We start from the raw sequence: 12,931 nt of genomic DNA on the forward strand, positions 1-12,931 counted from the left end.
ATCGTACCTACGCAACCGTAAGTTAGGCATCAGTCATGGGTGAACCGTGGCGCACAAGTGGCGATGCTCACGGTCATACCCGAGCGTACAAGTGACGGATTCGCGTACGGGAGGCCGCCCGAGCGAGTGGCGATGCTCACGCCGCTCATGTGGGAGGCCCTCTGGACATATGCGCAGAAGCGTCGGATGATCAAATGAGTGCGGTCGGCACCGGATGAGCGCCAGAGGGATCAACACGTGAAGCGTCCGGGTCGCAGCCCCCACGGGGCAACAAACCTATAAACCCCTCGTATAGGAGCAATCGTGGCGCGCGACATCGCGGCTCCCCTTCTCTCTGAGCCCCTGGGCACCGTTCCCACCAACCACCAGGACCTCGTCTCCTGGGTGAGCGAGATCGCCGAACTGACGCAGCCGGACAGCGTGGTCTGGTGTGACGGATCCGAGGCCGAGTACGAGCGCCTGTGCGAGGAGCTCGTCACCAAGGGAACCTTCAAGAAGCTCGACCCGATCAAGCGCCCGAACTCGTACTACGCGGCCTCCGACCCGACCGACGTCGCGCGCGTCGAGGACCGCACTTTCATCTGCTCCGAGAAGGAAGAGGACGCGGGCCCGACCAACCACTGGAAGGCACCCGCCGAGATGCGGGAGATCTTCACGGGCGAGAAGGGCGTCTTCCGCGGCTCGATGCGCGGCCGCACGATGTACGTCGTGCCCTTCTGCATGGGCCCGGTCGGCTCGCCGCTCTCCGCCATCGGCGTCGAGATCACCGACTCCGCGTACGTCGCCGTCTCCATGCGCACCATGACCCGCATGGGCCAGGCGGTCCTTGACGAGCTCGGCGACGACGGCTTCTTCGTCAAGGCCGTCCACACGCTCGGCGCCCCGCTTGAGGCGGGCGAGGCCGACGTGCCGTGGCCCTGCAACTCCACCAAGTACATCTCGCACTTCCCCGAGGACCGCGAGATCTGGTCGTACGGCTCGGGATACGGCGGCAACGCCCTGCTCGGCAAGAAGTGCTACGCCCTGCGCATCGCCTCCGTCATGGCGCGCGACGAGGGCTGGCTGGCCGAACACATGCTGATCCTCAAGCTCACGCCCCCGCAGGGCGAGAGCAAGTACGTCGCTGCGGCCTTCCCGTCCGCCTGCGGCAAGACCAACCTCGCCATGCTGGAGCCGACGGTCCGCGGCTGGACGGTCGAGACCATCGGTGACGACATCGCCTGGATGCGCTTCGGCGAGGACGGCCGGCTCTACGCGATCAACCCCGAGGCCGGCTTCTTCGGCGTCGCGCCCGGCACCGGCGAGCACACCAACGCCAACGCCATGAAGACGCTGTGGGGCAACTCGGTCTTCACGAACGTCGCGCTCACCGACGACAACGACGTCTGGTGGGAGGGCATGACGGAGGAGACTCCCGCCCACCTCACCGACTGGAAGGGCAACGACTGGACCCCCGAGTCGGGCGTCCCTGCCGCGCACCCGAACGCCCGCTTCACCACGCCCGCCTCGCAGTGCCCGATCATCGCGCCCGAGTGGGAGGACCCCAAGGGCGTGCCGATCTCGGCGATCCTCTTCGGTGGCCGTCGCGCCAGCGCGGTGCCGCTGGTGACGGAGTCCTTCAACTGGCAGCACGGCGTCTTCCTCGGTGCGAACGTCGCGTCCGAGAAGACGGCGGCGGCCGAGGGCAAGGTCGGCGAGCTGCGCCGCGACCCGTTCGCCATGCTGCCGTTCTGCGGCTACAACATGGGCGACTACATGGCCCACTGGGTCAAGGTCGGCGCGGACAAGCCCGACCAGTCGAAGCTCCCGAAGATCTACTACGTGAACTGGTTCCGCAAGAACGCGGAGGGCAAGTTCGTGTGGCCCGGCTTCGGTGAGAACTCCCGCGTCCTGAAGTGGATCGTGGACCGCCTCGACGGCAAGGCCGAGGGTGTCGAGACCCCCATCGGCATCCTGCCGACGGCCGACTCGCTGGACACGGAGGGCCTCGAACTGCCCGCCTCCGACCTGGAGTTCCTGCTCACGGTCGACAAGGAGGTCTGGCGCGACGAGGCCTCGCTGATCCCCGAGCACCTGAACACCTTCGGCGATCACACGCCCAAGGAGCTGTGGGACGAGTACCGCGCCCTGGTGCAGCGTCTCGGCTGACGGTCCGCGCATTCCGGAAGGGCCCCGCACAACGGCGTGCGGGGCCCTTCCGCATGTGCCTCCGCCTACCCTTCCGCGGGTGCGGAGTGGGCGCGTCCGCAGGTGAGGAGGGCGCCCGTCCGTTTACATCCGCATATTGGGTACCTTGCCTTCACATGGTCCCCACATGTTTCAATGGCCCCACACGGTGGCCCGCCGATCAACGCGGGCCGCCAACAGAGCCTGTGGGGGGCCAAGTTGAAGAACTCTCAGCGGTTAAGACGTGTCACGGGCATCGCCCTCGCCGCGGCGCTCGGCTCGGCGGGACTCGTCGCCGTCGGCGCGCCCGCCGCGTACGCCGCCACTCCCTCGGACGAGGTGGCGAAGCTGCCGATCTCCTCGTTCGGTGCAATGGTCGTCGACTCCGCGCACGAGCGCGTCTACGTCTCCGACGGCAGCAAGGCCAGCGGGTCGAGCCAGGTCCACGTCTACAACTTCCAGGGCCAGAAGGTGGGTTCGCTCCCCACCGACAAGACCGTCTCCGGCATGGCGCTCAGCGCGGACGGCGCGACGCTGCACGTGTCGCAGACGGACCGGATCCTGACCTTCGACACGGCGACGCAGACCAGGAGCGGCGCCAAGTTCACCTCGTACAACGTCAATTGCGGCCGTGAGGTGGCCGTGGCGGGCGGAAAGACGTGGTTCACGGAGACGCCGTACACCGACTCGTACTGCGACCGGGCCGAGAACAACACGACGCTCAACATGGTCGGCGACACCTACCCCGTCAGCACCGGCTGGGACACCCTGGGCCGGATGAGGCTTGAGGCGGGCCCCGAGGCGCCCGACCGGCTCGTCATGGGGCAGGCGGGCGCGGGAACCGACCAGAACCCCTTCCTGACCACGTTCGACGCGAGCGGCGACACCCTGGTGCGAGGTCCCCAGCGGCGCTTCGCGGACGTCGAAGGCAAGGGCGCGCTCGACCTGAAGGACATCGCGCAGAGCGCCGACGGCAAGCGGATCGCCGTCGCGGACGCGGCGTACGGCACCCGGCTGCTCGACGCCGGTGACCTGACGGACGCCCCGACCGCATACCGGCCGCTGCCCGAGGGCGCGAAGGCGTCGGCGGTGGCGTTCAGCGGGGACGGCAAGTACGTGGCGCGGGGCGCCGCCGCCTCCGGCAGCGTGCCCGACCTGCTGATCCAGCCCGCCGACCCGGCGGACGGCGCCACGCCGCTCGAGTTCGCCTTCGAGAGCGAGCTCGACGGCGCGCGGGTCGTGCCGCAGGGGCTCGGCTGGGCCAAGGACGGCTCGCGGCTCTTCGCCGTGACCGCCAGCGGTTCCCAGCACTGGCTGCACGTCATCAAGCCGCCGGCCGCGCAGTACGACTCCCGCTTCACGGGCGCGCTGAGCACCACGCCGTCGAAGCCCGTCGTCGGTGAGCCGCTCGGCATCCGCGGCAAGCTGGAACTCGACGGGCCCGCACCCGCCGAACCGGTGAAGGTCGCCGCGGTCCGCAAGGACGCGGACGGCACGCAGGAGGTGGCCGACGCCAAGGTCGCGGCGGACGGCAGCTTCACCGTCCTCGACGTGCCGGACAGGCTGGGCGAGGCGACGTACACGCTGCGGTTCCTCGGCGATGTCACGCACCGCCCCGCCGAGGACGTCACGGTCACCGTGGACGTCGCGAAGGCGGCGACGGCGATCGAGCTGACGGCTCCCGCGGAGGCGACCCGCGCGGGCGGCGTCGAGATCACCGGCAAGCTGACCGGGCAGGGGCGTGCGCTGCCGTCCGGGATCGCCCTGAAGGTGACGCGGACCGACAGGTTCGGCACCACGGGTGAGCTGACGTCGGCCTCGGTGGCGGCGGACGGCACGTTCCGGATCAAGGACCTGCCGAACAAGAGGGGCAGGACGGTCTACGCGGTGAGCTACGAGGGCGATGCCCTGCACGGCGGATCGTCCGCCCAGGCCACGGTGAAGATCACCGGCTAGGCGAGCGAAACCCCCGGCTGCCGCCAGGGGTGTGGCACCCGGTCCGTGGCCTCCCCGGCCGCGGACCGGGGCCGTCAGTGGGCGCCCACCAGCCGGGCCGCGCCTTCGTGCGCGTCCATGCGCCGCGCGGCGAGGATCGCCGCCGCGGTGTCGGCGCGGGACGCCGCCACCACCAGGGCGCGGCCCGCGAGGGCGTGGGCGCGCTGGTGCAGGGCGGTGAGGTGCGGTTCGTGGATCGCGGTCACCACGGCCGAGCGGACGGGCGTGAGGCCTCCGCGCAGCCGGGCCACCTCGGACGCCAGCTGCTCGGCGGCGTCGTCGAGGTCGGCGGTGGGCGCGAGGGCGCGCAGCTCGTCCGTGACGGCGAGGAGCGCGGCCAGATGCGCGGCGAGCTGGATGTCCAGCTCCTCCTCGCGGGAGCGATGCGGGAAGTCGCCCGGGTCGGCCATGGCATGGACCGACTTCGTGCGGATCGGCTCGTACATGGGATGGCCTCCTGGCGGGTAGCTTGAAAGCCATCCTACATTGGATTCAGTCTAAAGTTGAGCCGGGGCTGATTCCGGGGGCTACGTCTGGCTGTAGCCGTCCAGGAAGTTCCCGATTCGGGTGACGGCCTCGGTCAGATCCGTCGTCGTCGGCAGCGTGACCACCCGGAAGTGATCGGGCTCGGGCCAGTTGAACCCGGTGCCGTGGACGACCATGATCTTCTCGGCGCGGAGCAGGTCGAGCACCATCTGGCGGTCGTCCTTGATCTTGAAGACCTTCGGGTCGAGCCGCGGGAAGAGGTAGAGCGACCCCTTGGGCTTCACGCAGCTCACGCCGGGGATCTGCGTGAGCAGGTCGTACGCGGTGTCGCGCTGCTCCACGAGGCGCCCGCCCGGCAGGACGAGGTCGTTGATGGTCTGCCGCCCGCTGAGCGCGGCGACCACGCCGTGCTGGCCGGGCATGTTCGCGCACAGGCGCATGTTCGCGAGGATCGTCAGGCCCTCGATGTACGAGGACGCGTGCGCCTTCGGGCCCGAGACGGCCACCCAGCCGACGCGGTAACCGGCCACCCGGTACGCCTTCGACATGCCGTTGAAGGTGAGCGTGAGCAGGTCGGGGGCGATGGCGGCGGTGGGGGTGTGGACCGCGCCGTCGTAGAGGATCTTGTCGTAGATCTCGTCCGAGCAGACCAGGAGATTGTGGCGGCGGGCGATGTCGGTGAGGCCGCGCAGCATGTCCTCGCTGTACACGGCGCCCGTCGGATTGTTCGGGTTGATGATGACGAGCGCCTTGGTGCGGTCGGTCACCTTGCGCTCGATGTCGGCGAGGTCCGGCATCCAGTCCGCCTGCTCGTCGCAGCGGTAGTGCACGGCCGTGCCGCCGGAGAGCGAGACCGCGGCCGTCCACAGCGGATAGTCCGGCGCCGGTACGAGGACCTCGTCGCCGTCGTCGAGCAGGCCCTGCATGGCCATGACGATCAGCTCGGAGACGCCGTTGCCGATGAAGACGTGCTCGACGTCGGTCTCGATGCCGAGGGTCTGGTTGTGCATGACCACCGCGCGGCGGGCGGCGAGCAGCCCCTTCGCGTCTCCGTAGCCGTGCGCGTCGCCGACGTTGCGGAGGATGTCCTCAAGGATCTCGGGAGGGCACTCGAACCCGAAGGCCGCGGGGTTTCCGGTGTTGAGCTTGAGGATGCGGTGGCCCGCCGCTTCCAGCCGCGTCGCCTCCTCGAGCACCGGGCCCCGGATCTCGTAACAGACGTTGGCGAGCTTCGTCGACTGGATGACCTGCATGTCCGCGAGCTTACGGCCGCGTCACGCCACCCGCCTCGTGTTTTGCGCCACGTCGGGTACGTGGCGGCGTCTGACGTGGCGTCCGGGAGTGTCCTGTCAGCGGTCAGCTGTGTCCGTATGCGGTCTTGTTCTCGCGGCCGAGTACCTCAACAATGCGCATGACAAAACCGAAGCAACTTCGGTCACACAGTCATCAGAGGGGACCCCCCACATGAACAAGCCTCTCGTCGTCGCGTGCTTCTCCGCCCTGCTCCTTGGAGCGACGGCGGCGCCCGCGGCGGCAGTCAGCGACGAACGGCCCGCCAAGGCGAAGGCAGTTGACTTCGCGGGCACCGTGGCGCTGAGCAACTGTTCCGGCTCCGTCGTGCGCGTACCGGACTCGCAGCCCGGCGACCCGGCGCTCGTGATGTCCAACGGCCACTGCCTTGAGGCCGGCTTCCCGGCACCCGGTGAGGTCGTCCTCGACAAGCCCTCGTCGCGCAGCTTCACCCTGCTCGACTCCAGCGGCGGCGACGCCGGCACGGTCAAGGCGAGCAAGATCGCCTACGGGACGATGACCGACACGGACCTCTCGCTCTACGAACTCACCAGCACCTACAGCGAGATCGAGAGCGAGTTCGGCATCAAGGCCCTTGAGCTGAACGCGGCGCACCCGGAGCAGGGGAAGGCGATCACCGTCGCCTCCGGCTACTGGAAGAAGATGTACAAGTGCAGCATCGACGGCTTCGCCCACCGTCTCAAGGAGGGGAACTGGACCTGGAAGGACTCGGTCCGCTACACCCCCGAGTGCCAGACCATCGGCGGCACTTCGGGCTCACCGGTGATCGATGACGCGACCGGCAAGGTCGTCGCCGTCAACAACACCGGCAACGAGAGCGGCGAGGAGTGCACGGACAACAACCCGTGCGAGGTCGACGAGAACGGCAAGGTGACGGTCCGCGAGGGCATCAACTACGCCCAGCAGACGTACGGCATCGTGCCGTGCGTGGCACCCGGCAACAAGATCGACCTGAGCCGCGAGGGCTGCGCGCTCCCCAAGCCGTAAGGCTGCCGTCCGCGGCGGGGCCGGTCCTTCGCGGGCCGGCCCCGCTGTTTCATGCGGGCCCGGCGCATGGCAAGACTTCGCACCCCTTGTCCCTCATCCGTGGACCCCCGAAGAATGCCCATGACAACCACACAGGGCACGGCTACAAGGGGGGCTCCACACATGAAGAAGGCTCTCGCGGGCGGCTTACTCGCCCTCACCCTCGCGGCGTTCGGCTCCGCGCCGGCGGTCGCGGCTCCGGACGGCGCATCGTCGACGCGGGCGGCGGGGGAGGCCGCGAAGAAGGGCGTCGACTTCGCCGGGACCGTCGCGCTCAGCAACTGTTCGGGTTCCGTCGTCCGCGTGCCGCAGTCGAAGGCGGACGACCCCGCGCTCGTCCTCTCCAACGGCCACTGTCTGGAGAGCGGCTTCCCCGCGGCGGGCGAGGTCATCGTCGACCAGCCGTCCACCCGCACCTTCAAGCTCCTGGACGCGGCGGGCGCGGAGAAGGCGACGCTCAAGGCGAGCAAGATCTCGTACGCGACGATGACCGACACCGACATCTCGCTGTACCAACTCACCACCAGCTACGCCGACATCAAGAAGAAGTACGGCATCAAGGCGCTGGAGATCGAGGACGCCCACCCGGTCAAGAAGCGGGCCATCACGGTCGTCTCCGGGTACTGGAAAGAGACGTACACCTGCAAGATCGACGGGTTCGCCTACCGCCTCAAGGAGGGCGAGTGGACCTGGAAGGACTCGGTCCGCTACACCCCCGAGTGCCAGACCATCGGCGGCACGTCCGGCTCACCGGTGATCGACCACAAGACCGGCAAGGTCACCGCCGTCAACAACACGGGGAACGAGGCGGGCGAGCGCTGCACCCTCGACAACCCGTGTGAGGTGGACCGGCACGGCAACGTGACGGTCCGCAAGGGCATCAACTACGCCCAGCAGACGTACGGGATTGTCCCGTGCGTCGGACACGACAGCAAGATCGACCTCGGCCGGAAGGGCTGCAAGCTGCCGCGACCGGCCGCTGCCCGGAGGTAGCGGGTTCGCGCCTCCCGACGCACGAGGCTCCCGCCCCCGCCACCGGCGGGGACGGGGGCCGTTCGTCAGTCCTGGAGGGTCTCGCCGAACCGCGAGCCGGCCGCGAGGCCGAACTCGGCCGAGCTGAGGGAGTTGGAACCGGTGCCGGTGAGGCCGGACGACGTACCCGGCAGGGTCCACAGGCCGCCGCTGCGGTCGTTCTCGAAGGAGGCCGTCACCGCCAGGTCGCCCTTGCCGTTCTTGTCGTAGTCGGCGATCCGGACCCGTGCGCCGAAGAGGTCCCCGGCCTCGGCGGCGCCCGGAACCCCGGCGGTGTCCTGGGATATGCGCACGACCCCGGACTGCGAGACACCGGAGGCGGAGCCGCGGAACACGGTCACGTCACCGGCGTTGTCCAGGTCGCCGAGCTGTTCGCCGTTGGCGCCGACCACCAGTTCGGCCTTGCCGTCGCCGGTGATGTCACCGATCGCCACCGAGGCTCCCCAGTTGTCGCCGTCCTCGTTCGCGCCGGGCACACCCGTGCTGTTCTGGTGCAGGGTCACCGGGTCACCGAAGCCCGTCCGGCTGCCGTAGCGGACGGTGACGTAGCCGGAGCCGTTGCTGGGGTCGTCGACGGAGAAGAACTGAGGCCAGGTCAGGGAAGAGGCCATGTCGTCGAAGCCGTCGCCGTCGATGTCGCCGAGAGCGACGGCGGTGTCTCCGTCGTCCACGCGCTGGATCCGGTTCGGGCGGCCCTCCTGGCCCGTGAAGATGTCCGTGCCCGGACGCCCGGTGCCGGCATCACCGGTCACGGCCAGGTCGTCCCTGCCGTCCCCGTTGACATCGCCCACGGCGGCCTCCGTGTACCGGAGCCCCGAGCCGGGGACCGACAGGGTGTACGCGGGGACGGGCTTGCTCTCCCGGGCGAAGCCGCCCTCGTACACGACGGCCGCGCCCGGCTCGATCACCGCGAGGTCGGCGCCGCTGTCGCCGGTGAAGTCCCCCACCGCGACGTCGTAGCCGTGGTACTGCCACTGCTCCGGATTCTCCACGGTGGTCGTGGTGCTGCTGGTGAACGGCTTGACGCCGCCCCACAGGATGGTGACGCTGCCCTGGCCCTCGTAGTCCCCCACGTCCTCGCCGTCGGCGCCCACGACGAGGTCCGCGTATCCATCACCGTCGAGGTCGCCGCTGGCGATCGACATCCCGAAATGGTCACTGTCCTCGGGCGTGCCCGGCACGCCCGCGGAGCTCTGGGTGAGAGAGGCCTTGCCGGTGGTGGCCGGACCGTCGGCCGTCCCGAAGGCCACGACCACCTCACCCGCAGCCTCCGCCCCGCCGACGGTCTTGTACGGCGCGCCGACCGCGATGTCCCGGTGCCCGTCGCCATTGAAGTCGTCGGCGAGCTTGGCAGGCGCGGCGGCGGCCGAAACCACGGGACCGACGACCAACAGGCCGCCGGTCAGCGCGGTGACGGCCGCGGTGGCAACGACGGTGCGGAAAGGCAGGGGCATGAAGGTTCACTCCTTGGAGCTGTGCTGGACGGTGCCCTAGACAATCCAAGGGGCCGAAGGGTTGCACGAGACGGGTGGAACGCCTGTACGACAGGAAAGGCGCTCGGATCCCGCGTCCCGGAGCTCGGCCGTGCCCCTGCCGCAACCGGACGGACCGCCACCCGGTGACGAGGGGGCGCGCCGGTGAGACGTTGCCCGCGGCACTCCCCGCCGGACGGACCGGCGGGTGCGAAGGGGACACCATGACCAAGATGATCGGTCACGTGGAGTACGCGAACGACGAGACGGAAGCGACCGAACTGCTCACGAAGTACAGCGAGTCGATCGGTCTCCCCTGGGGAGTGATCCCGCTGCGCAAGCGCGAGGCCTCTGTCCGCATCGCGACCTACGAGGACAAGAACAACGGCCTGGCGGCGGCCAAGAAGACCCTCGACGACGACGTGGCCGAACAGCGGCGCGCGGAACGGGTGGCGGAACGCACGGCGGAGATCCAGAAGCAGGCGGACTCCCTGGTGAAGGCGGTCGGGGTCAAGACCGAGGCCGGTCGGCTCCTCGACCTGTGCAGGCACCACTACGAGCAGGCCAACCACCCCGACTTCACCTTCGGTTCGGGCATGACGGAGGCCGAGTACGCCTCCTTCCAGAAGGAGTGGGAGGAAGCCGCCGGGCTGGCCTCGCAGCGCTACAACCAGTTCACGAACCTCTACTCCACTGCGATCCAGGACAAAGAGGCCCTCGGCAAAGGGCAGGTCGGGGACACCCTGGCCACGCGTGGACGGCAGGGCAATGTGTTCGTGACGATCGTGGGAGCGAAGTTCAACGCCCACATCGACATCAAGGGCAAGAAGAAGTAGGAGCAGGCGAGTTGAGGTGGGGGGTGGGGGGAGCGGGCCAGGCCGGGGGCTTCACTGGGCCGGTGGCTTGGGTTGGTACCGGGGCCGCCCGGTTGTCCTGAGGTTGGCGGTTCCGGGCCGGGTGTCAAGGGCGCTCCTGCGTCGCGTCGGCTGCGCCGATTCCGCTGCGCTTCACCCTTGACTCCCGTCCCTCCACCGCGCGAGGGAAGATGACCGGGCGGCCACGGGGTGGGACTCTGGACCACTCCCGTCGGGTCAGGAGGGTCTCGTGGCCGGGTGCGGCCCGGCTCATTGCGGGTGGCCCCACGGTCAGAAGGGCAGACGCCCGGTCCGCAGCCGCTCCGGTGGTGGGTGCCGGTCTCGTCAAGCGGCTGCCGACCGGATCTTCTGGGGCGGCCGTCACGCAGAAGGTGTCCGAGGACGAGGAAGAGCCACACCCACCGGCACCTACTTTCGCGAAGTTGTGTTCTGACACCAGGGGGGCGCGCGCTTCGCGGAACGCGCCTTCTGCGAATTAGGTGCCGGACCCCGGTCGGTGCCGTAGCTCGCGGCGGCCACCCCCGACGAACTGGTCCGCACCCGCTTGACGAAACCGGCAGTCCTCCCCGGAGCGGCTGCGCACCCCGCGCACCGCCGGGTGCCCTGCGACGGACTGGTCCGCACCCGGCCGTGAGAGCCCGATGGCCCGACGGGAGTGGTCGAGAGTCCCGCCCCTCGGGCCGTCCGGTCGTCTTCCCTCGCGCGGTGGAGGGTCGGGTGTCAAGGGTGGAGCGCAGCGGAATCGGCGCAGCCGACGCGTAGCGCAGCGGAGCGCCCTTGACTCCCGGACCGGAACCGCCAACATCGGGACACCGGATGGCCCCGGCACACAGCAAGGCCGCAGGCACAGCGAAGCCCTCCGGCACGGCGCCCAGGCAGGCCCAGCCCCCTACGGAGTTCGGCGCACGGAGCGCCCCGCGAGGACGTCCGTGCGCCGCCCGTCCTCCATCACGAACTTGCCGTCGATCAGGACGTGCGGGATGCCCGTCGGCAGGGTGCGGGGAGCATCGAAGGTGGAGCCCGCCGCGACCGTCTGAGGGTCGAAGAGGACCAGGTCGGCGCGGTAGCCCTCGCGGACGAGGCCCCGGTCGGGCAGGCGCAGGCGGGCCGCCGGGCGTGACGTGAGGTGGGCGACGCACTCTTCGAGGGTGAGGACGCCGAGGTCGCGCACGTAGCGGCCGAGGTACTGCGGGAACGTGCCGTACGCACGCGGGTGCGGCTTGAAGCCCTGGAGGATGCCGTCGCTGCCGCCCGTGTGCACGGGGTGGCGCATGATCGCCTGGACGTTCTCCTCGTGGCCGACGTGCTGGAGGATCGTCGAACCCAGTTTGTCGTTGATGAGGAGCCGGCGGGCGGTGATCCAGGGCTCCTCGCCGCGCTGCTCGGCGGACTGGGCGACGGTCTTGCCCACGCAGGAGGCAAGACCCGGGTCGCTCACGCCGGAGATCTCGATCTTGTCCCACTCGATCGGTACGCCGTGACAGCCGTCGGCGCCGATGACCTCCATGTGGTGGCGGATCTTCTCGGCGGTCTCGTCGTCCTGAAGCCGGGTGAGAATCGCGTCGGGCCCGCCCTCGCTCGCCCAGCTCGGCAGCATGGCGACGAGGGTCGTGCAGCCGGGGGTGTAGGGGTACGTGTCGAGGGTGATGTCCGCGCCGCCCGCGAGGGCGGTGTCGAGGAGCGCGAGCAGGTCGGGGGCCTTGCCCTTGTTCACGCCGAAGTTCATGGTGGCGTGCGCGAGGTGGAGCGGGCAGTTCGCGGTGCGCGTGAGGTTCACCATCTCCTCGTACGCCTGGAGGGCGCCGGCGCCGTAACTGCGGTGGTGGGGGCAGTAGTAGCCGTTGAACTGGGCCACCACCTTGCACAGCTCGGTGAGTTCGGAGTCGTCGGCGTACATGCCGGGGGTGTAGGTGAGTCCGGAGGACATGCCGACGGCGCCGTCCGCCATCCCTTCGGCGACGAGCTGCTTCATGCGCTCGACCTCGGCGGGGGTGGCAGGGCGGTCGTCCCAGCCGACCGCGTACATGCGGACGGTGCCCTGAGGGATGAGGTAGGCAGCGTTCACGGCGATGCCGTGGCCGCCGTGCGAACGGTCGAGGCGGTCCAGGTACTCGCCGACGGTGCGCCAGTCGAAGTCGATGTCGCTGCCGTCGCCGTTCCAGCCGGTGATGGCCTGGCGGACCTGGGCCAGGGTGCGGTCGTCCACGGGGGCGTAGCTCAGCCCGTCCTGGCCGATGACCTCCAGGGTCACGCCCTGGGCGGCCTTCGCGCTGTGGTCCGGGTCGCGGAGGAGGGCGAGGTCGCTGTGGGCGTGCATGTCGATGAAGCCGGGGGCCAGCGCCAGGCCTTGGGCGTCCAGGGTCCGGGCCCCCGAGAGGCGGGGGCCTTCGCCCTCTCTGCGGATCTCGGTGATCCTGCCCTCGTGTACGCCGACGTCGGCTCGGTAGGAGGCACCTCCGGTGCCATCTATGACGCGTGCGTCCCGGATCACCAGGTCCATGGGGGGTACCTCTCTCTTCGCTTGGCTGCGCACTGTGTGTGGTGCACCCGGCCTCCGGCCGGGGCCCC

The 12,931-nt window shown here is 69.6% G+C and carries 9 protein-coding genes; 5 read left to right on the forward strand and 4 right to left on the reverse strand.

Annotated features, from left to right (window positions below; all coding sequences use genetic code 11):
- The first annotated feature begins 303 nt into the window (after positions 1-303).
- Both AC07AG_RS12605 and AC07AG_RS12610 read left to right on the forward strand, forming a co-directional pair.
- Positions 304-2,148, forward strand: coding sequence for a phosphoenolpyruvate carboxykinase (GTP) (locus tag AC07AG_RS12605; protein ID WP_478754496.1), 1,845 nt, complete (start codon positions 304-306; stop codon positions 2,146-2,148).
- Between the two features lie 237 nt (positions 2,149-2,385).
- Positions 2,386-4,122, forward strand: a complete 1,737-nt coding sequence (locus tag AC07AG_RS12610) for an Ig-like domain repeat protein (RefSeq protein WP_478754497.1) — start codon at positions 2,386-2,388, stop codon at positions 4,120-4,122.
- A gap of 74 nt (positions 4,123-4,196) precedes the next feature.
- Here the strand turns inward: AC07AG_RS12610 and AC07AG_RS12615 are convergent, their stop codons facing one another.
- Together AC07AG_RS12615 and AC07AG_RS12620 are read right to left on the reverse strand one after the other, a co-directional pair.
- Positions 4,197-4,607: an SCO4983 family protein gene (locus AC07AG_RS12615; RefSeq protein ID WP_478754499.1), complete on the reverse strand. Its 411-nt coding sequence runs from the start codon at positions 4,605-4,607 to the stop codon at positions 4,197-4,199.
- Positions 4,608-4,688: 81 nt separating this feature from the next.
- The gene (locus AC07AG_RS12620) at positions 4,689-5,900 is read right to left on the reverse strand and encodes a pyridoxal phosphate-dependent aminotransferase (protein WP_478754501.1); all 1,212 of its coding nucleotides are present in this window, start codon (positions 5,898-5,900) and stop codon (positions 4,689-4,691) included.
- 211 nt (positions 5,901-6,111) lie between these two features.
- Here AC07AG_RS12620 and AC07AG_RS12625 point away from each other — a divergent pair, with 211 nt between their 5' ends.
- Together AC07AG_RS12625 and AC07AG_RS12630 are read left to right on the forward strand one after the other, a co-directional pair.
- The gene (locus AC07AG_RS12625; protein WP_478754502.1) at positions 6,112-6,945 is read left to right on the forward strand and encodes a S1 family peptidase; all 834 of its coding nucleotides are present in this window, start codon (positions 6,112-6,114) and stop codon (positions 6,943-6,945) included.
- Between the two features lie 162 nt (positions 6,946-7,107).
- Complete coding sequence (locus AC07AG_RS12630; protein WP_478754504.1) at positions 7,108-7,977, forward strand: trypsin-like peptidase domain-containing protein; 870 nt, start codon at positions 7,108-7,110, stop codon at positions 7,975-7,977.
- A 65-nt stretch (positions 7,978-8,042) separates the two neighbouring features.
- Here AC07AG_RS12630 and AC07AG_RS12635 read toward each other — a convergent pair whose 3' ends face one another.
- Positions 8,043-9,470, reverse strand: a complete 1,428-nt coding sequence (locus AC07AG_RS12635; protein WP_478754506.1) for an FG-GAP-like repeat-containing protein — start codon at positions 9,468-9,470, stop codon at positions 8,043-8,045.
- Positions 9,471-9,712: 242 nt separating this feature from the next.
- Between AC07AG_RS12635 and AC07AG_RS12640 the strand changes: the two genes are divergently transcribed.
- Entirely contained in the window at positions 9,713-10,324 is a 612-nt protein-coding gene (locus AC07AG_RS12640; RefSeq protein ID WP_478754508.1) for a hypothetical protein, read from the forward strand.
- A gap of 928 nt (positions 10,325-11,252) precedes the next feature.
- Here the strand turns inward: AC07AG_RS12640 and AC07AG_RS12645 are convergent.
- Positions 11,253-12,863 (reverse strand): N-acyl-D-amino-acid deacylase family protein, encoded by a 1,611-nt coding sequence (locus AC07AG_RS12645; RefSeq protein ID WP_478754510.1) that lies wholly within the window; start codon positions 12,861-12,863, stop codon positions 11,253-11,255.
- Positions 12,864-12,931: the final 68 nt, after the last annotated feature.

It is taken from the genome of Streptomyces sp. NPDC044044, assembly GCF_056434405.1.

Coding starts and splice junctions, on each gene's coding strand:
- AC07AG_RS12615 (WP_478754499.1), bottom strand. CDS start 4,607: ATGTACGAGCCGATCCGCACGAAGTCGGTCCATGCCATGGCCGACCCG.
- AC07AG_RS12620 (WP_478754501.1), bottom strand. CDS start 5,900: ATGCAGGTCATCCAGTCGACGAAGCTCGCCAACGTCTGTTACGAGATC.
- AC07AG_RS12625 (WP_478754502.1), top strand. CDS start 6,112: ATGAACAAGCCTCTCGTCGTCGCGTGCTTCTCCGCCCTGCTCCTTGGA.
- AC07AG_RS12630 (WP_478754504.1), top strand. CDS start 7,108: ATGAAGAAGGCTCTCGCGGGCGGCTTACTCGCCCTCACCCTCGCGGCG.
- AC07AG_RS12635 (WP_478754506.1), bottom strand. CDS start 9,470: ATGCCCCTGCCTTTCCGCACCGTCGTTGCCACCGCGGCCGTCACCGCG.
- AC07AG_RS12640 (WP_478754508.1), top strand. CDS start 9,713: ATGACCAAGATGATCGGTCACGTGGAGTACGCGAACGACGAGACGGAA.
- AC07AG_RS12645 (WP_478754510.1), bottom strand. CDS start 12,863: ATGGACCTGGTGATCCGGGACGCACGCGTCATAGATGGCACCGGAGGT.